Origin of the sequence: Pseudomonas cichorii, assembly GCF_003700275.1 — a bacterium.
In the GTDB taxonomy this organism is placed as follows: Bacteria; Pseudomonadota; Gammaproteobacteria; order Pseudomonadales; family Pseudomonadaceae; genus Aquipseudomonas; species Aquipseudomonas cichorii_B.
In genome coordinates, this window is record NZ_RBRE01000001.1 from 24,799 (window position 1) to 46,155 (window position 21,357).

Below are 21,357 nucleotides of genomic sequence, written 5' to 3' on the forward strand. Positions count from 1 at the left end.
GTAATGAAGCTGTCGCGAGCAAGCTCCTACCACAGGATTGAAGCGCAAATCCTTGTGTAAGGGCCTTGCCCGCGACAGGGCAATACGGTTTTGAGCCAATTCATTCGCGAAAGCCCTACAACGCCCCCACGACCTTGAGCTCAAAGGTCGGCATGCCATTGGCGTTTTCCAGTGCCAGTAGCGCCCGCTTGCGGTCGACGCCACCGGCGTAACCGGTCAAATCGCCTCCGGCACCAATCACCCGATGACAAGGCACGATGATCGAAATCGGGTTCTTGCCGTTGGCGGTGCCGACTGCGCGCGAGTGTCCGGGGCTCAGGCCCATTTTCCTGGCCATCGCGCCGTAGGACAGCACTTCACCGTAAGGAATACGCGCCAGCTCGCGCCAGACCTGTTCCTGGAAAGAGGTGCCACGAAAACTCAATGGCACCTCGAAAAATCGACGCTCGCCGCTGAAGAACTCGGTCAATTGCTCCTGAGCCTGACGGATCACCTTCGGTACGGCATGATCGTCGGGCAGCATGATCAGTTGCGGAAAGTATTTCTGACCAACGAAATACACACCCGTCAGCGTATCGTCCTCGGCGCGCAAGGCAATGTCGCCGAGGGGACTTGAAAGCAGATAGCCATGAATCATTTTTTGGCCTCCTCACGTTGCCGCCAGACATGCACTGTCGCATAAGCGCGCCAGGGCGCCCACTGGCTGGCGTATTCATTGAGCTGGGCGACCGTTGTACAGCCCAGATGTTTTTTAAGCACTGCATCGCCCTCGGGAAACGCATTCGGCCAACCCAGCGCACGCATGGCGATGTATTGCACGGTCCACTCACCGATCCCGCGAATATGTCGCAAGGCCGACAGGGTTTCATCCAGCGGCACCAGCGGTTCAAGGGTGATACGCCCTGCCGCCACTTCCCGGGCGACCGCGATGATGGCTTCGGCGCGAATCCGCAGAATACCCGTTGCAATAAGCTCTTCCGGCTGCAAATCGGCAATCGCTTCGGCCGTCGGGAAAGCATGAGCCAGCCCGCCAGGCGCCTCTTCCACCGCTGTACCGAAGCGCTCGGCGATACGTCCCAGAATCAGCCGTGCCTGAGTCACCGATATCTGCTGGCCAACCACCGCCCGAACCGCAATCTCGAACCCGTCGAACGCGCCCGGAACACGCATGCCCGGCAATTCGGCCACCAATGGCCCGAGGTGCGCATCCACCAGATCAGGCCGGCACCCCGTATCGAATACTCGCCGCACTCGACCCAGCACCTGAGCGATAGCCGGCTGCAAGGAGGCCGAGACCGTTACCACCAGGGCATGTCGCGATGGCGCATGTGTCACAGTCAGCCAACCGGCCAGACGCCGCCCCGCATGTTCGAGCGCGATGACCCGCGTGTAAGCCTGCTCCGTGACCTGCTCGACTCCGCCGATGCAACGGTGAGCAAGAAACTCCAGCACGCCATCCCAGGAAAAAGGCGGGCGATACGACAGCTCGAAGCGCAGGCTTGAAGCTCCGGCCTGATGGGTTTTCTTTCTCAAGCGCAGAGGATTGAGCCCATAGCGTGCCTGAAACACATCATTGAAACGCCTGACGCTGCCAAACCCTGAAGCCAGCGCGACTTCAGCCATGGACATCCCGGTATCGGTCAACAGACGCTTGGCGATCAGCAGGCGCTGAGTCTGGGCAAAGTCGATCATTGCAACGCCGAACTCGGCCTCGAAGATCCGCCGCAGGTGCCGCGACGTCACGCCGACCCGCTCAGCCAGCGCATCCAGGCTCCTGCCGTTCAAGAACCCTTCCTCGATCAAGCGCGCGGCGGCCTGGGCCAGACGGCTGGAAACATCCAGCAGGCCATGACCAGGAGCCAGTTCCGGGCGACAGCGCAGGCATGGACGAAACCCGGCCTGCTCGGCTGCCGCTGCGGTTGCATAGAAGCTGCAGTTTCTGGCCAGCGGCGCACGCACCGGACACATCGGTCGGCAATAAATCCCGGTCGTCGATACGCCCATGAAAAACCAGCCGTCGAAACGGCGGTCCCGGGCGATAAAGGCCGCATAGCACACTTCTGGGTCGAGAGTTTTCATGAAGCAGACCCTACTCCAGCAACGGAGAAAAGTCTGGCTGAATTCGGACATGTGCATCCGGCAGCCATAGATGGCATTTGCTATAGTGCGGCTCCCTACGCCTTCAGGCCTCGTGACGTCACCGAAGCAGCCAGGCACAGAGCTGCACACTCAGCGTAGAAACGACTTCCCGGTTCAAAAGCAGAGACCCGATCATGTCCCGTTCCGAAACACTCTTCGCCAACGCCCAGAAACATATCCCCGGCGGCGTCAACTCGCCCGTTCGCGCCTTCAAGAGCGTTGGCGGCACGCCTCTGTTCTTCAAGCATGCTGCCGGCGCTTACGTGACTGACGAAGACGACAAGCGTTATGTCGATTACGTCGGTTCGTGGGGACCGATGATTCTGGGTCACAGCCATCCGCAAGTGCTCGACGCTGTGCGCAGCCAGCTGGAACACGGTTTGTCGTATGGCGCGCCGACCGCCATGGAAACCGAAATGGCCGAGCTGGTCTGCTCGCTGGTGCCGTCCATGGAAATGGTGCGCATGGTCAGCTCCGGTACCGAAGCGACCATGAGTGCAATTCGTCTGGCCCGTGGCTACACCGGCCGCGACAGCATCATCAAGTTCGAGGGCTGCTATCACGGTCACTCCGACAGCCTGCTGGTCAAGGCCGGTTCCGGCGCCCTGACGCTGGGCGTGCCAAGTTCGCCTGGCGTTCCGGCAGCTTTTGCCAAACACACCCTGACCGTACCTTTCAACGACCTGGATGCGGTTCGCCAGCTATTGGTCGATGTCGGCCAGGAAGTGGCGTGCATCATCGTCGAGCCGGTAGCGGGCAACATGAACTGCGTGCCACCGGCGCCGGGTTACCTGCAAGGCTTGCGTGCGCTGTGCGACGAGCATGGCGTGGTGCTGATCTTCGACGAAGTGATGACCGGTTTTCGCGTCGCCCTCGGCGGAGCACAGGCGTACTACGGCGTTACCCCGGACCTGAGCACCTTCGGCAAGATCATCGGCGGCGGCATGCCGGTCGGCTGCTTTGGTGGCAAACGCGAAATCATGTCGCACATCGCGCCACTGGGGCCGGTCTATCAGGCCGGTACGCTGTCGGGCAACCCGCTGGCCATGGCCGCCGGCCTGACCACCCTGCGCCTCATCAGTCGCGCAGGCTTCCATGATGAGTTGAGCGACTACACCCGACGCATGCTTGAAGGCCTGCAACAACGGGCCGACGCTGCGGGCATTCCGTTCGTGACCACTCAGGCAGGCGGCATGTTTGGCCTGTATTTCAGTGACGCCAAGCAAATCGTGACCTTCCAGGATGTCATGAGCAGCGATGCCGACCGCTTCAAACGCTTCTTCCATCTGATGCTCGAAGGCGGTGTTTATCTGGCACCGAGCGCATTTGAAGCAGGCTTCACTTCCATCGCCCATGGCGAAGCCGAGCTGAAACTGACCCTGGATGCAGCAGAAAAAGCGTTCGCAGCGCTGAAATAAGCTAATGTAGGAGCGAATTCATTCGNNNATGAATTCGCTCCTGCGGGTCTGAACGAGATAAATCGGACCCGTGCAGCAGAAAATCCGTAAAGACTTTGTAAGGTTGGCCCCGCTTATTTCATAATGGCCAGCCAGCACGTTCCGCTGGACGGGTACGCCCGCACCTTTTTCAGAGGTAAGTCGACTCCCATGAACCGCACCGGCCGCACCCTTGCATTGGGCTGCCTGTTGCTTGTCTATCCCCTGCTGACCAATGCAGGCGGCAACTCGTTGTTAATCCCAGCGGTGGGTCGTTGCACCCTCAATACTCAGCCCGAGAATCTTCCGGCTGCGCTTTCGGCATGCCAGCAAGCTGCACAAGCGGGGGACGCGCAAGCGCAATACGAGTTGGGCGAGTTCTATTACGAGGGCCAGAACACCCCTCGCGACTTGCCTCAGGCGCTCAATTATTTCGAGCAGGCTTCATTGCTGGGCCATGCCCAGGCGCAGTATCAACTGGGCTTGATGTTCGCTCGCGGCGAAGGTGTGCAGGCCAACAATATTCAGGCGTATATCGTGCTGAAGATGGCTGCGGTCAACGGCTCGGAAGAAGCCCTGGATGCGGCGGACGAAGTGTCGGCAAAAATGAAGCGCGATGAACTGGAAGTTGCAACTCAGGTTCTGGGCCAGATTTTCCGCAAATACCTGATGGAACTGCAGACCGCCGAAGGGCGCAGTCCATTTTCGCCACTGCCCTGATCGAATCGCCTCAGGGCAACAAAACAGACTATTGGCTAGCTGTTACTTTTCCGGCATCGGCATGGGGAACGGCATTACATTGCCACCACCACGCGCTTCGCTGATCTTTGGCGTACCCATCCGCTCGACCTCATCGATCCGCACGATCGAATGCATCGGTACGAAACTGCGCACCACACCCTCGAACTGCGCCTTGAGCTTTTCTTCGCTGGGGTCAACCACGACAGTCGTACGCTCGCCGAAGACGAACTCTTCCACTTCCAGAAACCCCCACAGATCACTCTGGTAGATCTGCTTGGCGTACATCTCGAACACCTGGCCCTGGTTGAGGAAAATCACCTTGTAGATTGGAGCTTCGCGTTTGGTCATAACGGGCGGTTAACGATCAGGGATGAAAAAAGGGCGCGAACTATAGCATGTACTCCAGACAGGCAACGCTAGGAACCCGCGAGCATCATCCCTATAATGCGCGGTTCTTTGAATCCGCCGATGATCACGCATGACCAGGAAGCTTTATATCGAAACCCACGGTTGCCAGATGAACGAGTACGACAGCTCGCGCATGGTCGATCTGCTGGGCGAACATCAGGCCCTTGAAGTCACCGCTCGCGCGGAAGATGCCGACGTGATCCTGCTCAATACCTGCTCGATTCGCGAGCGCGCCCAGGATCGGGTCTATTCCCAGCTGGGTCGCTGGCGCGAACTGAAACTGGCCAATCCCGAGATGGTCATTGCCGTCGGTGGCTGCGTCGCCAGTCAGGAAGGTGCGGCGATTCGTGATCGCGCACCCTACGTGGACGTGGTCTTCGGCCCGCAGACCCTGCACCGCCTGCCGGAAATGATCGACACCGCACGCATCACCCGCCTGCCGCAGGTCGACGTGTCGTTCCCGGAGATCGAAAAATTCGACCATCTGCCCGAGCCTCGCGTCGACGGGCCAAGTGCCTATGTCTCGGTGATGGAAGGTTGCAGCAAGTACTGCACGTTCTGTGTCGTGCCTTATACCCGTGGTGAAGAAGTCAGCCGGCCGTTCGATGACGTGCTGAGCGAAGTGATTCACCTGGCTGAAAACGGCGTGCGTGAAATCACCCTGCTGGGCCAGAACGTCAACGGCTATCGCGGCACCACGCATGACGGGCGCGTCGCCGATCTGGCCGATCTGATCCGCGTAGTGGCCGCCGTCGACGGCATCGACCGTATCCGCTACACCACTTCGCATCCGCTGGAGTTTTCCGACAGCCTGATCCTGGCCCACGCCGAAGTGCCGGAACTGGTCAAGCATCTGCACTTGCCGGTGCAGTCGGGCTCCGACCGTATTCTCGCGGCGATGAAGCGCAATCACACCACGCTGGAATACAAGTCCAAGCTGCGCAAGCTCAAGGCCGCCGTGCCGGGTATCAGCATCAGTTCGGACTTCATCGTCGGCTTCCCGGGTGAAACCGAGAAAGACTTTGAAAACACCATGAAGCTGATTCAGGACGTGGGCTTCGACTTCTCGTTCTCGTTCGTCTACAGCCCGCGCCCCGGCACACCGGCCGCAGACCTGAAAGACGACACCCCGGAAGCCTTGAAGAAAGAACGCCTGGCGGCCCTGCAACATCGCCTCAACCAGCAAGGTTTCGAGATCAGCCGACAAATGGTCGGCAGCACCCAGCGCATTCTGGTGACCGATTACTCGAAAAAGGACCCTGGCGAGCTGCAAGGGCGCACCGAGAACAACCGGATCGTCAACTTCCGCTGCGACAACCCCAAGCTGATCGGGCAGTTTGTCGACGTGCACATCGACGACGCACAGCCTCATTCACTGCGCGGATCCCTGCTGCAGTAACGTTTTCGCACATACGCGGATCGCCGCCCGATTGGCCCCCACAGCCCCGTCTGTGGGGGCCAATTCATTCGCGAAAACCTCACGCCTATCCCCTTTAGCAAGTCAGACCTTTCGCCCAGGGTTCTCTAGGGGTATTCTTCAATTCATATCAATTGCCGTCGGGCGGCTAAAAACGACCTTGAACGCTCCTACAGAACCTCATCGCTTTATCCTCGAACCTTTCGAGGCCCATCGTTTCGCCAACTTGTGCGGGCAACTCGACGAGCATCTGCGCCTGATCGAACAACGCCTGGACATCGAGATCCGCAATCGCGGCAATCAATTCGAGCTCATTGGCGAGTCCAGACAAACCACCTCGGCTGAAAACCTCCTGCTCCGTCTGTACCGGGAAACCAAAGGTACTGACCTGACGCCGGACATGGTTCACCTGTTCCTGCAGGAATCGGGCGTCGACGGGCTGGATAATCATCCGGCTGCGGAAGTCGGCGTGGCACTGCGCACCAAGAAAGGCATGATTCGCCCTCGCGGCTTGAATCAGCAGCGCTACGTCAAGGAAATCCTCGGCAACGACATCAACTTCGGCATCGGCCCTGCGGGTACCGGCAAGACCTATCTGGCCGTTGCCTGTGCCGTGGATGCGCTGGAGCGTGAGCAGATCCGCCGCATCCTGCTGGTGCGTCCGGCCGTGGAAGCGGGCGAGAAGCTCGGTTTCCTGCCCGGCGACCTGGCACAGAAGATCGACCCGTACCTGCGCCCGCTCTACGACGCGCTCTACGAAATGCTCGGCTTCGAGTATGTCGCCAAGCTGATCGAGAAACAGGTGATTGAAGTTGCCCCGCTGGCCTACATGCGCGGACGCACCCTTAATAACAGCTTCATCATTCTCGACGAGAGTCAGAACACCACCGTCGAGCAGATGAAAATGTTCCTGACCCGTATTGGCTTCGGCTCCACCGCCGTGATCACTGGTGACATCACTCAGGTCGACCTGCCCAAGGGCACCAAGTCGGGCCTGACGCATGTCATCGATGTCCTCAAGGACGTACCGGGCATCAGCTTCACCCATTTCAAACCCAAGGACGTGGTTCGCCATCCGCTGGTGCAGCGCATCGTCGAAGCCTATGAGCGCTTCGATGACCGCTTCAGCGACTCGCAGACCAGCAGCTTCAATTCCTCACGGGATAGCCGCCGCGATGCTTGAGCTGGATCTGCAACTGGCAAGTGAAGCAAAAGCCCCCAGCGAAGCCCAGTTCCGCCTCTGGTGTGAAATGGGCCTGCGCCAGCGCAGCGCCGATTCGGAACTGACCATTCGTCTGGTCGACGAACCTGAGGGCCGCGAACTCAATCACACATGGCGGCACAAGGATTACGCCACCAACGTGCTCTCCTTTCCCGCGGACGTGCCTGACGACATGTTGGACATTCCGCTGCTGGGCGATCTGGTCATCTGCGTGGCAGTGGTCAATCGCGAAGCACAGGAACAAGGCAAGGCCGTTGATGCGCACTGGGCGCACATGGTCATTCACGGCTGCCTTCATCTGCTCGGCTACGACCATATCGACGATGAAGAAGCCGAAGAAATGGAAGCACTGGAACGAACGTTGCTTGAGGAACTGGGCTATCCGGATCCTTATGCCGACGATGAAAGCGCCGAACATCCACATTCAGACACACCAAGCAAGGACCACGAGTAAGGGCTATGAGCGAAGACCGATCGAGCAACGGACAAAAGTCATGGCTGGGTAAACTGACCCAGGCTTTTGTCCACGAGCCGAAAAACCGCCAGGAGCTGCTTGAGCTGCTGCGCGAAGCCCAACAGAACAAACTTCTGGACAGCGAAGCGCTGGCCATTGTCGAAGGGGCCATCCAGGTAGCTGACCTGCAAGTACGCGACATCATGGTGCCGCGCTCGCAAATGATCAGCATCAGGGCCAACCAGACACCCCGCGAGTTCCTGCCTGCGGTCATCGATGCCGCGCATTCGCGCTATCCGGTGATCGGCGAGAGCCACGACGACGTGCTCGGCGTGCTGCTGGCCAAGGACTTGCTGCCACTGATTCTCAAGCCCAACGGCGACAGCGACGACATCAAGAGCCTGCTGCGCCCGGCGACTTTCGTCCCCGAGTCCAAGCGCCTGAACGTGCTGCTGCGCGAGTTCCGCGCCAACCACAATCACATGGCCATCGTCATTGACGAATACGGCGGTGTCGCAGGTCTGGTGACCATCGAAGACGTGCTGGAACAGATCGTCGGCGACATCGAGGACGAGCATGACGTCGAGGAAGACAGCTACATCAAACCGCTGCCAAGCGGCGACTTCCTGGTCAAGGCCCTGACGCCTATCGAGAGCTTCAACGAGTTCTTCGACAGCGAGTTTTCCGATGACGAATTCGATACGGTCGGCGGGCTGGTGATGAATGCCTTCGGTCATTTGCCCAAGCGTAACGAAATCACCGAGATCGGTGCCTATCGCTTCCGCATCCTGAGCGCCGACAGCCGTCGCATTCACTTGCTGCGCCTGAGCCCTATCTCTCGCCCGTAACGTTCAAGGAATCTGCATGCGCTGGATAACCCGCCCCGGCTGGCCCGGTAACCTGCTGGCCGTGGCGGCTGGCGGACTCACCACCCTGGCCCTGGCGCCCTTCGACATCTGGCCTCTGGCACTGGTGGCGGTGGCGATCTTCTACCTGGGTCTGCGTGAGCCAAGCCCGCGCCAGGCCTTTGTACGGGGCTGGTGCTACGGCTTCGGTCTGTTCGGCGCAGGTACCAGCTGGATCTACGTCAGCATCAACACCTACGGTGGTGCATCGCCACTGCTGGCCGGCCTGTTGATGCTGCTGTTCATTTCGTTGATCGCGCTGTTCTTTGCCCTGCCCGCCTGGCTGTGGGCCCGCTGGATTCGCCGCAATGAAGCACCGCTGGCCGATGCGCTGGCCTTCGCGGCGCTGTGGACCGCGCAGGAAGCCTTTCGCGGCTGGTTCCTGACCGGGTTTCCGTGGCTGTATTCCGGCTATAGCCAGCTTCACGGCCCGCTGGCCGGGCTGGCACCGGTCGGCGGTATCTGGCTGATTTCCTTTGTTCTGGCGCTAACCGTCGCCTTGCTGAGCAACCTGCACCGCTTGCGCGCGCGCAAATCCTTTCTCGCTGCAGGCGTGGTGCTTTTGCTGGCACCGTGGGTTATCGGCATCGCGCTCAAAGGTCACGCCTGGACCTCGCCTGCCGGCGCGCCACTGAAGGTCGCGGCGATTCAGGGCAACATCGAACAAAGCATGAAGTGGGACCCCAAGCAGTTGAATGCTCAACTGGCGCTGTACCGCGACATGACCTTCAACTCGCAGCAGGCCGACCTGATCGTCTGGCCGGAAACTGCCGTGCCGGTACTCAAGGAGTCTGCTGAAGGCTACCTGACAATGATGGGCAAGTTCGCGGCGCAGAGAGGTTCGGCACTTATCACCGGTGTACCGGTGCGTGAAGTGACCGGACGCGGCGAATCTCGTTACTACAACGGTATCACCGTGACCGGCGAAGGGGATGGCACCTACCTGAAGCAGAAGCTTGTACCGTTCGGCGAGTACGTACCGTTGCAGGACATCCTGCGCGGGCTGATCGCGTTCTTCGACCTGCCCATGTCGGATTTCGCCCGCGGCCCGGGCGACCAGCCCATGTTGCAGGCCAAGGGTTATCAGATTGCACCGTACATTTGCTATGAAGTGGTCTACCCGGAGTTCGCTGCCGGTCTGGCGGCTCAAAGCGACCTGCTGCTGACGATCAGCAACGACACCTGGTTCGGCACCTCGATTGGCCCGCTGCAACACCTGCAAATGGCTCAGATGCGCGCCCTGGAAGCCGGCCGCTGGATGATCCGCGCCACCAACAACGGCGTCACCGGCCTGATCGACCCGTTCGGCAAGATCACAGTGCAGATCCCGCAATTCGAGCGGGGCGTGCTGTATGGCGAAGTGGTGCCGATGCAGGAACTGACACCGTATCTGCACTGGCGCTCATGGCCACTGATCATTGTCTGCGTGCTGCTGTTCGGCTGGGCCTTGATGGCGGGGCGCATCTCCAAGACGGTTTGACCGGGTACACCTGTTTCGCGAATGGATTCGCTCCTGCACGGGCAGGAGCGAATTGCTTCAGCGATAAGTCAGCGGATAAAGCAGCAATCCTGCTGCTTCATTAATCAACCAGCGGTTCTGCATGAAGGCCGTGGCGTCAGGCAGCCAGCCACCCAGTGGCTGGTCGTTGGCGCGTCCCAGAAAGCCGACCGGTGCTGCCACCACGGTAAATCCGGCCTTCTCGAAACTCCAGCGTGAACGCGCCATGTGCCAGGCCTGAGTCACCACCACGACCCGCTTGATACCCAACGGCTGCAGCATCTCGGCCGTCATCGTCGCATTCTCCCAGGTGGTGCGGCTAAGCCCTTCCTGCCAGCGCACCGGAACCCCGAAATCCTCTTGCAGCGATTGCGCCATGATCGCGGCCTCACTTGGCGGCTCGCCAAAATGCAAGCCACCGGTCGCCAGGATCGGCAATCCGGATGCCTTCGACAGGTGCGCAGCAAAACGCAGCCGCTCCAGTCCGACCCCCGTAGGAACGTCTGCTCCCCAGGCCAGGTCATTGCGCTCACGCCCGGCACCAAGAACCACAATGGCATCAGCCTGCTGCGCCAGTGTCGCCCATTGCTCGCGTGACAAGGGTTGATCGCGCTCCAGTGCGCGGGCGCCCCATTCCACCACTGCGGGGAGGCTCATCAACCACAGGCCACCCAGCCCAAGCGTGAAACAGACAGCCGCGATGCGTGGACGGGAGCGACGCACCCACCAGGCACCCAGCAGCAACACGAAGAAAATGCCCGGAGGCAGAAGCAGGGTTTTGAGAATGTAACGTATAGGCATCGAGCATCTCCAAGGATGCCCGAAGCCTAATTTTTTTGGGACTAAGCAGCAATGCTTATAAAGCGAGCCCGAAGCCCGCGAGGTTTAAAGCTTGAACGTAGTGTTTGACGTGTAACGGCCCGGCCCTGTCGATAATCTGGCCCGCCTCTTGTCCTTGAGCCAGATTACCCTGGCGGACGTCTTGGGCGGTACCTTCGCATGGGTCTGCTCCGGCGAAACAATGAAACTGCCCTCTAACTTACCCTTAACAGCCCCGCTCACACCCATTGCCCCTTTTTCAAGGTAGGCCTCGATAAACTCCAGCTCGGCATTGCTCAAACCTTCAAGTTCAAGCTCGGCGGGCGACTCGTTACGAAGTCGAACCGCGGTACTGGCCGTTTCCAGAGCAAGCCCCAGACGATGGATCAAGCGTTCATACAGCTCAGGAGTGCTTACTGTGTGCTGCAACTCTGTCATCCGCTCACCTCTTTGAAGAGTAAAGATATACCCTCACTGTTGAGCTTAGCGCCGCTGAAAAAACAGGCTGGATACTGCGACCAACGGCCAGATAGAGCCGTCAGACGGGGCTTGAGGCCTGCTCTGCAACAATCAGCGTTTCCCTCGGTAGACAGCGCTCATGTATGCTACGACGCTTCCTGTAATTCCACTTCCGCTCTCCATGAGCCTGTACGCACCACAAGGACAGTCACGATTGTCCGGCAAACGGTGCCAATCCGACTCGGTGAAGCAATGAAGAGGTCAAGGGTCACCAATCTTTAGTAAAAAGTAGCCATGCACGAACTCTATCAGCCCCGCGAAATCGAAGCCGCCGCCCAATCCTTTTGGGAAGAGCAAAAGTCTTTTGAAGTCAGTGAGCAGCCAGGCAAGGAAACCTACTACTGCCTGTCGATGTTTCCTTACCCGAGCGGCAAGCTGCACATGGGTCATGTGCGCAACTACACCATTGGCGACGTGATCTCTCGCTATCAGCGCATGCTGGGCAAGAATGTCCTGCAGCCGCTGGGCTGGGATGCGTTCGGCATGCCCGCGGAAAACGCCGCTATCGACAACAATGTCGCGCCGGCCAAGTGGACCTACGAAAACATCGCCTACATGAAAGCCCAGCTCAAGAGCCTGGGCCTGGCCATCGACTGGTCGCGTGAAGTAACCACCTGCAAGCCAGATTACTACCGCTGGGAACAATGGCTGTTCACTCGCCTGTTCGAGAAAGGGGTGATCTACCGCAAGAACGGCACCGTCAACTGGGACCCGATCGACCAGACCGTACTGGCCAACGAGCAGGTCATCGACGGCCGTGGCTGGCGTTCGGGCGCGCTGATCGAGAAGCGCGAAATCCCGATGTACTACTTCAAGATCACGGCCTACGCCGATGAGCTGTTGCAAAGCCTCGACGAGTTGCCGGGCTGGCCTGAACAGGTCAAGACCATGCAACGCAACTGGATTGGCAAATCCCGTGGCATGGAAGTCCAGTTCCCCTACGACCAGACCTCGATTGGCGAAGCCGGTGCACTGAAAGTCTTCACCACCCGCCCTGACACACTGATGGGTGCAACCTACGTGGCCGTGGCCGCCGAGCACCCGCTGGCAACCCTGGCAGCGCAAGGCAATGCCGAGTTGCAAGCGTTCATCGATGAATGCAAGGGCGGCAGCGTCGCCGAAGCCGATGTCGCCACCCAGGAAAAGAAAGGCCTGCCAACTCCGCTGTTCGTCGAACACCCGCTGACCGGTGAAAAACTGCCGGTGTGGGTCGCCAACTACGTGCTGATGCACTACGGCGACGGCGCAGTCATGGCGGTCCCGGCTCACGACGAACGCGACTTTGAATTCGCCACCAAATACAACCTGCCGATCAAGGCCGTGGTGCGCACCAGCGCCGGCGACGAAACACCGGCACCGTGGCAGGAAGCTTACGGAGAGCACGGCGAACTGATCAATTCCGGTGACTTCAACGGCCTGGACTTCCAGGGCGCGTTCGACGCCATCGAAGCGGCACTGCTCAAGAAGAACCTGGGTGAGTCGCGTACCCAGTTCCGCCTGCGCGACTGGGGCATCAGCCGTCAGCGCTACTGGGGCTGCCCGATCCCTATCGTGCACTGCGACACGTGCGGTGACGTACCGGTCCCGGAAAACCAGTTGCCGGTGGTCCTGCCTGAAGACGTCGTACCCGATGGCGCTGGCTCGCCACTGGCGCGCATGCCTGAATTCTACGAATGCAGTTGCCCGAAATGCGGCGCACCGGCCAAGCGTGAAACCGACACCATGGACACCTTCGTCGAATCGTCCTGGTACTACGCACGCTATGCATCGCCGCACTACGAAGGTGGTCTGGTAGAACCGAACGCGGCCAATCACTGGCTGCCGGTCGACCAGTACATCGGCGGTATCGAGCACGCCATCCTGCACCTGCTGTACGCACGCTTCTTCCACAAGCTGATGCGCGACGAAGGTCTGGTGACTTCCAACGAGCCGTTCAAGAACCTGCTGACCCAGGGCATGGTCAACGCCGAAACCTACTTCCGCGTGGAAACCAGCGGCAAGAAGACCTGGATCAACCCTGCCGACGTGACCCTGGAGCGCGACGCCAAGGCCAAGGTCATCAGCGCCAAACTGACCAGCGACGGCCTGCCGGTGGAAATCGGCGGTACCGAAAAGATGTCGAAGTCGAAGAAGAACGGCATCGACCCGCAGACCATGATCGATCAGTACGGTGCCGATACCTGCCGTCTGTTCATGATGTTCGCCTCACCGCCCGACATGAGCCTGGAATGGTCCGACTCCGGCGTCGAAGGCTCGCACCGTTTCCTGCGTCGCGTATGGCGTCTGGCCCAGGCGCATGTCGGCCAGGGTCTGCCGGGCAGCCTTGATCTGACGACCCTGGACGACGACCAGAAAGCCATTCGCCGCTCCATTCACCTGGCTATCAAGCAGGCGAGCCAGGATATTGGCCAGAATCAGAAGTTCAACACCGCCGTTGCCCAGGTGATGACCTTGATGAACGTGCTGGAAAAGGCACCTCAGGCCACTGCCCAGGATCGCGCCCTGCTTCAGGAAGGTCTGCAGACCGTCGCCCTGCTGCTGGCACCGATTACCCCGCACATCAGCCATGAACTGTGGAAACAGCTCGGGCACGAAGGCGCCGTTATCGACGCGGGCTGGCCAGTACTGGACGAAAGCGCTCTGGTACAGGACAGCCTGCAACTGGTTATTCAGGTCAACGGCAAGCTGCGTGGCCAGATCGAAATGCCGGCCAGCGCCAGCCGCGAAGAAGTCGAAGCGGCTGCACGGGTCAATGAAAACGTACTGCGCTTTATCGATGGCCTGACGATCCGCAAAGTGATCGTGGTGCCGGGCAAGCTGGTCAATATCGTCGCCAGCTGATTGGATCGGGCGCCCGGCAAGAGCCGGGTGTCGAACATATTTCCAAGGGCCGCAAAGTCGGCCCAAACGGATTCAAGGGGAGCATCAAGATGATCAAACGCAATTTGCTGGTAATGGGCCTCGCGGTATTGTTGAGTGCCTGTGGTTTCCAGCTGCGTGGTACCGGCACCAACGAGCTGGCGATCAAGGAATTGGATCTGAGCGCACGTAACCAGTACGGCGAAACGGTAACCCAGCTCAATCGCACACTGACCAACTCGGGCGTCAAGATCTACACCGGCGCGCAATACAAGTTGATCCTGACCAGTGAAGCCGAAACCCAGCGCACCGCCAGCTACGCCGGCTCGGGTCGCTCTGCCGAGATCCAGCTGTCCACTACGCTGAACTATGAAATGCATGGCGAGAAAGGTCTCTTCCTGCTGGGCGATAAAGTCAGCGTGGACAAAACCTACAACCACGATGGCAACAACCTGACCAGCTCCGACAACGAAGCCCAGCAGATTCGCAATGAAATGCGCAGCGAACTGATTCAGAAGCTGATGGCTCGTCTGCAACAACTGACGCCGGAACGTCTGGCACAGCTGCAACAGAAGGCCAACGACGTTGCCAAGGCTGAGGCCGATGCGCTGGAAGCGGCTCAACGGGTGCGTGACGAAACGCCTCAACAGTCGCCTCTCGAAATTCCAGGCAAGTAAGTGTTCGGGGCCAGCTTGCTGGCCCCGACATTATCCGAACCATGAAACTCGCCCCCGCCCAACTCAGCAAGCACCTGCAAGGCGCTCTGGCGCCTGTGTACGTGATCAGCGGCGATGACCCGCTACTCTGCCAGGAAGCTGCCGACGCCATCCGTACGGCGGCTCGCCAGCAAGGATTCGACGAACGCCAGGTCTTCAGCGCCGACGCCAGCTTCGACTGGGGCACGCTGCTGCAAGCGGGCGCCAGCATGTCGTTGTTCGCGGAACGCCGCCTTCTGGAACTGCGCCTGCCTTCGGGTAAACCCGGCGACAAGGGCGCAGCCGCCCTGATGGAGTACTGCGCCAATCCCGCCGAAGACACGCTGCTGCTGATCAGCCTGCCAAAGCTGGATGGCAGCGCCCAGAAAACCAAATGGGGCAAGGCACTGGTCGAAGGCGCCCAGACCCAGTTCGTGCAGATCTGGCCGGTGGATATCGGCCAGTTGCCGCAATGGATTCGCCAGCGCCTGTCGCAGGCCGGGCTGTCGGCCACTCAGGATGCAGTAGAACTGATCGCAGCCCGCGTCGAAGGCAACCTGCTGGCCGCCGCGCAGGAAGTCGAAAAGCTCAAGCTGATGGCCGAAGAAGGCCAGATCACCGTCGAAACGGTACAGGCGGCAGTGGCTGACAGCGCACGCTTCGACGTCTTCGGTTTGACCGACGCAATACTCAACGGCGAAGCCGCCCATGCCCTGCGCATTCTTGAAGGGCTGCGCGGCGAAGGTGTCGAGACACCGGTGATTCTCTGGGCGCTGACCCGCGAGCTTCGGGGTCTGGCCAACATGTCGCTGCAATACAGCCAGGGCATACCGCTGGACAAGGTTTTCAGCTCGGCCCGCCCGCCGATCTGGGACAAGCGCAAACCGCTGATGAGCAAGGCCTTGCAGCGTTACTCTGCCAAGCGCTGGGCACAGTTGCTCATGGATGCACAACGCATCGACGCCCAGATCAAAGGCCAGGCCGCCGGTTCTCCCTGGAGCAGCCTGAGTCGACTGGCCTTGCTGATGGCTGGCCAACGACTGCCGTTGCCTGCCGAATAAATACCGCTTTTCGCGAATTAATTGGCTCCTGCACGCTGCCTGCGGGAGAGAATTCATTCGCGAAAAAGTGCTGCGAACCCATCGCCATAGCACACAACTATTGGACACTCGCCCCGCTCTGGCCGATCATTCGCGCCGTTCAACCCCACCCGCGAGTATCACGCCATGAGCAAAGCAAAGCGGCCGAACAAGGCCAAGTCCATCATTGCCCAGCCATTGTTCCGCAGTCGTCAGGAACAACCGGCCAAAGGCAAAGGCAGCTACCGCCGCGAAGCCTTCCAGTCTAAAAGCTGGGAGGCTTCCTGCTTTCTGGCAGCGTGATAAAGAGCAACAACCCTGAGGCGCTTTCAACCGCCAAGCCGTGTTAAGGTCTGCACATATCGGTAATCCCTTTGGACCCAAGCATGCCTTCTTGTTTTACCCATCCCTTGCAGTTGCGCCAGCTCATCGCCGCCTCCAGCCTTATCGCTCTGGTAGCTTGCGCAGAAAAACCCACTGCTGCCGATGCCACTCCCCTTCAAGCCAGCAAGACCCAGCCCGCTGCACCTGTCGCCGTGCCAACCCCGTCGCTGGTGGTCGATCAAAACCTCACGATCCAGCCAGCCATCAGCTTCGAGCAATGGCAATCGGGCTTACGCAACCAGGCGCTCAGGGCCGGTATTCGCGCAGACGTGTTCGATCAGGCCTTCAGCGGCGTGACGCCGGACATGAGCGTAGTCAAGGCCGACCGCAGCCAGCCGGAATTCAGCCGCCCGGTGTGGGAATACCTGGATGGCGCAATCTCGGCGGCACGGGTGCGCAAAGGCCAGGCACTGCTTTCGCAATACAGCACCGACCTGCAGAACATCGAGCAACGCTATGGCGTCGATCGCCAGGCACTGGTCGCGGTGTGGGGCATGGAGAGCAACTTCGGCCAGTTTCAGGGCTCGCAATCGGTGATCCGCTCGCTGGCGACACTGGCCTACGAAGGCCGCCGCCCTGACTTTGCCCAGGGACAACTGCTCGCTGCACTGGAAATCCTCCAGCATGGCGATATCACCCCGGACAGGATGCTCGGCTCATGGGCCGGTGCCATGGGCCAGACCCAGTTCATACCGACCACCTACAACACCCATGCGGTGGACTACGACGGTGACGGGCGCCGCGACATCTGGAACACCCCTGCCGACGCACTGGCGTCTGCCGCTCACTACCTGCAAAGCTCGGGCTGGCAGCGTGGCCAGCCATGGGGATTTGAAGTGGTCCTGAGCTCGGACTTCGACTATGCCCTGGCTGACGCATCAACGCGCAAGAGCCTGCCCGAATGGCAGAAGCTGGGCTTGAAGCTGCCCGACGGTTCGGCACTGCCTGTCGCCGCCAGCCAGCAACAGGCCGCGCTGTTATTGCCAGCGGGCTATCGTGGCCCGGCCTTCCTGGTTCTGGACAACTTCCGCGCGATTCTCAAGTACAACAATTCGACGTCCTACGCCCTGGCCATCAGCCTGCTGTCCGACCGGTTCAAGGGCAGCGGCTATGTGGTTGGCAACTGGCCTCGCTCAGACCTGCCGCTTAGCCGCTCAGAGCGCATCGAACTGCAGACCCTGCTGTCGGCCCGCAAGTACGATGCAGGCGCGCCAGACGGCATTATCGGCGCCAATACACGCAAGGCGATTCGCAGTGCCCAACAATCGTTTGGCTGGCCAGCCGATGGTTATCCGACGCATGAACTGCTGAACAACCTGCGCAAGCCATAAAAAACGCGCGAAAACGTCAGTATGGACACCACGAAAAAGGGCCGGATATCGCTATCCGGCCCTTTTTCAATTACCCGTCAGATGCGCGTCAGAGCATCGACTTGGCGATCTTGGCCTGCTCATCGGCATGGTACGAAGAACGTACCAGCGGGCCGGATGCCACGTTCTTGAAGCCCATCTTGTAGCCTTCCTCGGCAAACCAGGCAAAAGTGTCCGGGTGCACGAAGCGCTGTACCGGCAAGTGGTTGCGCGAAGGTTGCAGGTACTGGCCCAGAGTCAGCATGTCGATATCGTGCTCGCGCATGCGCTGCATGACTTCGATGACCTCGTCGTCGGTTTCGCCCAGACCCAGCATCAGGCCGGATTTGGTCGGAACGTGCGGCACCATCTGCTTGAAGCGTTGCAGCAGGGTCAGCGACCACTGGTAATCCGAACCCGGGCGCGCAGCCTTGTACAGGCGCGGCACGGTTTCCAGGTTGTGGTTGAACACATCCGGTGGCTCGGCAGCGGTGATTTCCAGTGCCACGTCCATCCGGCCACGGTAGTCCGGAACCAGGGTTTCGAGCTGCACATTGGGCGACAGCAGGCGAATTTCGCGGATGCAGTCGGCAAAGTGCTGGGCACCACCGTCACGCAGATCGTCGCGGTCTACCGACGTGATAACCACGTACTTGAGGCCAAGGTCGGCAATCGCCACTGCCAGGTTCTTCGGCTCGTCGGTGTCCAGAGGTTTCGGACGGCCATGGCCGACATCGCAGAACGGGCAACGACGGGTGCAGATATCGCCCATGATCATGAAGGTCGCGGTACCGCCGGAGAAGCACTCACCCAGGTTCGGGCAGGATGCCTCTTCGCAGACGCTGTGCAGCTTGTGTTTGCGCAGCAGTTGCTTGATGCGGTCGACTTCCGGGGAAACCGGGATGCGGACACGAATCCAGTCGGGTTTCTTGGGCAGTTCGACCGTCGGGATGATCTTCACCGGGATGCGCGCGACTTTTTCAGCACCGCGCAGCTTCACGCCCGCTTCGACTTTCGGACGGGGCGCGCGCTCGGAAACGTCAAGCGTCGGGATCAGGGTTTGCACGGTGTCAGTCATATCATTCTATTCCGCCCGTAAGGGTCGCCTGCTCAGCATAGTCGAGGTGTTTGACGAGCTGCGCACGCAGCCGGGCACTTACCTCGGAAAATTCCATCTTCCCTGCGTGATCGCGCAACTGGGTCATTGCCAGCCCGGCATATCCACAGGGGTTGATGCGGCGGAACGGTTCCAGATCCATGTCGACGTTCAACGCCAGCCCATGGAATGAACAACCGTTACGAATACGCAGGCCGAGAGACGCGATCTTCGCGCCTTCGACATATACGCCAGGGGCATCGGCCTTGGCCGCCGCCGTCACCCCGTAACTGTCCAGCAAGGCAATCAGGGTGTTTTCGATCCGGGTAACCAGATCGCGAACCCCAAAACCCAGGCGCCTGACATCGAGTAACAGATAGGCAACCAGCTGGCCGGGCCCATGATAGGTCACTTGGCCGCCACGATCGACCTGTACGACAGGAATATTGCCCGGCAGCAGCAAATGTTCTGCCTTGCCGGACTGTCCCTGGGTAAAGACCGGGGGATGCTGCACCAGCCAGATCTCGTCGGCGGTATCGCGATCACGCCCGTCGGTGAAACGCTGCATGGCATGCCAGGCCTGCTCGTAATCGATCAATCCCAGATCACGAAAGCCCAGAATGTCGCCCATCAGAGCACCATGTGCACGACACCCGTAGCGCGAAGAGCACTATTGATATCGCGCAACTGGTCTTCGCCGGTGGCGACGATATGCAGTTGTACGGTGGTGTACTTGCCGTTGCTGCTTTGACGCTCGGCGAGCGTGGAAACATCGATCTTGGCGTGTTTGCCAAGAATCTCGATCACCGCAGCAGTGAACCCCACGCTGGTATCGCCGATCACCTTGATCGGGTAGTCATCGCAGGGAAATTCGATTTTGTGCGACTTGACGTCAGTATCGGTCATGGCAGTAAAGGTCTCACAAGCCGTGACGACGGACACGCGGCCCGCTCAGAGAGCAGGCCGCGAGAAGGTCGGCATTGATTACTAGAAGGTCAGTTGAACAAGCCGTAGAAGAACAGGCGAATGCTATCCCACACGCGGCGGAAAATACCACCTTCCTCGACAGCTTCAAGTGCGATGAGGTTGGCAGTGTGCACAACCTTGTCTTCCATCTTCACTTCGACCTTGCCGATCACGTCACCCTTGGCGATCGGTGCGACCAGTTGCGGGTTCATGGTCATGCTGGCGCTGAGCTTCTTCATGTCGCCTTTGGGCATGGTCATGCTCAGGTCTTCGGCCAGACCGGCCTTGACCTGACGGGTGGTGCCCTTCCAGACAGGAGCCTGAGCCAGCTCGGTGCCCTTCTGGTAGAAGTTCTGGGTTTCAAAGAAGCGGAAACCGTAGGTCAGCAGCTTCTGGGTCTCAGCGGCACGAGCCTGCTCGCTGTTGGTACCGAACACCACGGCGATCAGGCGCATGCCGTCACGTACTGCCGAGGACACCATGCAATAGCCGGCCTCTTCGGTGTGGCCGGTTTTCAGACCGTCGACGGTCTTGTCGCGCCACAGCAGCAGGTTGCGGTTAGGCTGTTTGATGCCGTTCCAGAAGAACTCTTTCTGCGAGTAGATCGCGTAGTGAGCCGGATCTTCGTGAATGATCGCGCGCGCAAGGATCGCCATGTCGTGAGCGGACGAATAGTGCTCAGGGTTCGGCAGACCGGTCGGGTTCATGAAGTGGCTGTTGGTCATCCCCAGATCGCCAGCCGTCTTGTTCATCATGTCGGCGAAAGCGTCTTCACTGCCGGCAATGTGCTCGGCTACTGCAACGCTGGCGTCGTTACCCGACTGGATGATGATGCCGTGCAGCAGATCGCTGACGGTCACCTGGCTACCCACCTTGATGAACATCCGCGAACCGCCGGTACGCCAGGCGTTTTCGCTGACGGTGACCGGATCGTTCTCGCCGATCTGGCCACGACGGATTTCCAGGGTCGCGATGTACGCGGTCATCAGTTTGGTCAGGCTCGCAGGAGCCAGACGCTGGTCACCGTTGTTTTCGACCAGAACGTTGCCGCTGGTGGCATCCATCAGCACGTAGGATTTGGCGGCCAGTTGCGGTGCAGCAGGCGTCATCTGTTCGGCAGCCCAGGCAGCGGGGGCGATAATCAGTGGCACAAGCAGGCACAAACGTTTTGCAAAGGTGGTGATGTTCATCCGTCTCTCGAAATTGCTAATGGGCAAACATGCCCTCGCGGGCAAAGCGGAACAGACCGGCGAAGCGCAAGCGCTTCACACCGGCTGATGGCGCCAGGCTACAGCCCTGGCTGACAAGATCGCCTGTTCGACACACGACCTTGCGAACAGCGCCTGCAACTCTTGCTCTGACGGCAAGTCC

Annotated in this window: 21 protein-coding genes; 12 read left to right on the forward strand and 9 right to left on the reverse strand. The window is 59.8% G+C overall.

What is annotated here, in order from left to right; genetic code table 11:
• Positions 1–115 precede the first annotated feature (115 nt).
• A complete protein-coding gene (locus tag ALQ04_RS00110; protein WP_122313645.1) occupies positions 116–637 on the reverse strand; it encodes a methylated-DNA--[protein]-cysteine S-methyltransferase in 522 nt (173 codons plus the stop codon).
• Positions 634–2,079, reverse strand: coding sequence for an AlkA N-terminal domain-containing protein (locus ALQ04_RS00115; protein ID WP_122313646.1), 1,446 nt, complete (start codon positions 2,077–2,079; stop codon positions 634–636). Before ALQ04_RS00115 ends, ALQ04_RS00110 begins: the two co-directional genes overlap by 4 nt.
• 194 nt (positions 2,080–2,273) lie before the next feature.
• On the opposite strand from ALQ04_RS00115, the gene hemL reads away from it, so the two are divergent.
• Both hemL and ALQ04_RS00125 read left to right on the forward strand, forming a co-directional pair.
• Positions 2,274–3,557 (forward strand): glutamate-1-semialdehyde 2,1-aminomutase, encoded by a 1,284-nt coding sequence (gene hemL, locus ALQ04_RS00120; protein ID WP_122313647.1) that lies wholly within the window; start codon positions 2,274–2,276, stop codon positions 3,555–3,557.
• Positions 3,558–3,746: 189 nt separating this feature from the next.
• Positions 3,747–4,295 carry a tetratricopeptide repeat protein gene (locus ALQ04_RS00125; protein ID WP_122313688.1) on the forward strand — a complete coding sequence of 183 codons (549 nt, stop codon included), beginning with the start codon at positions 3,747–3,749 and terminating at the stop codon, positions 4,293–4,295.
• Positions 4,296–4,337: 42 nt separating this feature from the next.
• Here ALQ04_RS00125 and ALQ04_RS00130 read toward each other — a convergent pair whose 3' ends face one another.
• Positions 4,338–4,664 (reverse strand): DUF1820 family protein, encoded by a 327-nt coding sequence (locus tag ALQ04_RS00130; RefSeq protein ID WP_025261951.1) that lies wholly within the window; start codon positions 4,662–4,664, stop codon positions 4,338–4,340.
• A 130-nt stretch (positions 4,665–4,794) separates the two neighbouring features.
• Between ALQ04_RS00130 and miaB the strand changes: the two genes are divergently transcribed.
• The 5 genes from miaB to lnt all read left to right on the forward strand — a co-directional run bounded on the left by miaB (position 4,795) and on the right by lnt (position 10,202).
• Positions 4,795–6,123 carry a tRNA (N6-isopentenyl adenosine(37)-C2)-methylthiotransferase MiaB gene (gene miaB / locus ALQ04_RS00135; RefSeq protein ID WP_122313648.1) on the forward strand — a complete coding sequence of 443 codons (1,329 nt, stop codon included), beginning with the start codon at positions 4,795–4,797 and terminating at the stop codon, positions 6,121–6,123.
• 178 nt (positions 6,124–6,301) lie between these two features.
• Positions 6,302–7,324, forward strand: a complete 1,023-nt coding sequence (locus ALQ04_RS00140) for a PhoH family protein (protein ID WP_122313649.1) — start codon at positions 6,302–6,304, stop codon at positions 7,322–7,324.
• A complete protein-coding gene (gene ybeY / locus ALQ04_RS00145) occupies positions 7,317–7,817 on the forward strand; it encodes an rRNA maturation RNase YbeY (protein WP_122313650.1) in 501 nt (166 codons plus the stop codon). The genes ALQ04_RS00140 and ybeY overlap by 8 nt, the downstream gene beginning before the upstream one ends.
• A 5-nt stretch (positions 7,818–7,822) precedes the next feature.
• Entirely contained in the window at positions 7,823–8,665 is an 843-nt protein-coding gene (locus ALQ04_RS00150) for an HlyC/CorC family transporter (protein ID WP_122313651.1), read from the forward strand.
• Between the two features lie 16 nt (positions 8,666–8,681).
• Positions 8,682–10,202, forward strand: a complete 1,521-nt coding sequence (gene lnt / locus ALQ04_RS00155) for an apolipoprotein N-acyltransferase (RefSeq protein ID WP_122313652.1) — start codon at positions 8,682–8,684, stop codon at positions 10,200–10,202.
• A 57-nt stretch (positions 10,203–10,259) separates the two neighbouring features.
• Here lnt and ALQ04_RS00160 read toward each other — a convergent pair whose 3' ends face one another.
• Positions 10,260–11,021 (reverse strand): YdcF family protein, encoded by a 762-nt coding sequence (locus tag ALQ04_RS00160; RefSeq protein ID WP_122313653.1) that lies wholly within the window; start codon positions 11,019–11,021, stop codon positions 10,260–10,262.
• 84 nt (positions 11,022–11,105) lie between these two features.
• The gene (locus ALQ04_RS00165) at positions 11,106–11,477 is read right to left on the reverse strand and encodes a hypothetical protein (protein ID WP_122313654.1); all 372 of its coding nucleotides are present in this window, start codon (positions 11,475–11,477) and stop codon (positions 11,106–11,108) included.
• Positions 11,478–11,792: 315 nt separating this feature from the next.
• Here ALQ04_RS00165 and leuS point away from each other — a divergent pair, with 315 nt between their 5' ends.
• The 5 genes from leuS to ALQ04_RS00190 all read left to right on the forward strand — a co-directional run bounded on the left by leuS (position 11,793) and on the right by ALQ04_RS00190 (position 17,906).
• A complete protein-coding gene (gene leuS, locus ALQ04_RS00170; RefSeq protein ID WP_122313655.1) occupies positions 11,793–14,399 on the forward strand; it encodes a leucine--tRNA ligase in 2,607 nt (868 codons plus the stop codon).
• Between the two features lie 89 nt (positions 14,400–14,488).
• Positions 14,489–15,094, forward strand: a complete 606-nt coding sequence (lptE, locus tag ALQ04_RS00175; RefSeq protein WP_122313656.1) for an LPS assembly lipoprotein LptE — start codon at positions 14,489–14,491, stop codon at positions 15,092–15,094.
• 41 nt (positions 15,095–15,135) lie between these two features.
• Positions 15,136–16,173: a DNA polymerase III subunit delta gene (gene holA, locus ALQ04_RS00180; RefSeq protein WP_122313657.1), complete on the forward strand. Its 1,038-nt coding sequence runs from the start codon at positions 15,136–15,138 to the stop codon at positions 16,171–16,173.
• A 165-nt stretch (positions 16,174–16,338) separates the two neighbouring features.
• Positions 16,339–16,494 carry an alternative ribosome rescue factor ArfA gene (arfA, locus tag ALQ04_RS00185; protein WP_122313658.1) on the forward strand — a complete coding sequence of 52 codons (156 nt, stop codon included), beginning with the start codon at positions 16,339–16,341 and terminating at the stop codon, positions 16,492–16,494.
• Positions 16,495–16,577: 83 nt separating this feature from the next.
• On the forward strand, positions 16,578–17,906 hold the full coding sequence (locus tag ALQ04_RS00190; RefSeq protein ID WP_122313659.1) for a lytic murein transglycosylase: 1,329 nt from the start codon (positions 16,578–16,580) through the stop codon (positions 17,904–17,906).
• A gap of 88 nt (positions 17,907–17,994) precedes the next feature.
• Here ALQ04_RS00190 and lipA read toward each other — a convergent pair whose 3' ends face one another.
• From lipA to ALQ04_RS00210, 4 genes are all read right to left on the reverse strand, one after another.
• A complete protein-coding gene (lipA, locus tag ALQ04_RS00195) occupies positions 17,995–19,002 on the reverse strand; it encodes a lipoyl synthase (RefSeq protein ID WP_122313660.1) in 1,008 nt (335 codons plus the stop codon).
• Position 19,003: 1 nt separating this feature from the next.
• Entirely contained in the window at positions 19,004–19,651 is a 648-nt protein-coding gene (gene lipB / locus ALQ04_RS00200; protein WP_122313661.1) for a lipoyl(octanoyl) transferase LipB, read from the reverse strand.
• Positions 19,651–19,926: a DUF493 domain-containing protein gene (locus ALQ04_RS00205; RefSeq protein WP_025261966.1), complete on the reverse strand. Its 276-nt coding sequence runs from the start codon at positions 19,924–19,926 to the stop codon at positions 19,651–19,653. The genes lipB and ALQ04_RS00205 overlap by 1 nt, the downstream gene beginning before the upstream one ends.
• Positions 19,927–20,015: 89 nt before the next feature.
• Complete coding sequence (locus tag ALQ04_RS00210) at positions 20,016–21,176, reverse strand: D-alanyl-D-alanine carboxypeptidase family protein (RefSeq protein ID WP_122313662.1); 1,161 nt, start codon at positions 21,174–21,176, stop codon at positions 20,016–20,018.
• Between the last annotated feature and the right edge of the window lie 181 nt (positions 21,177–21,357).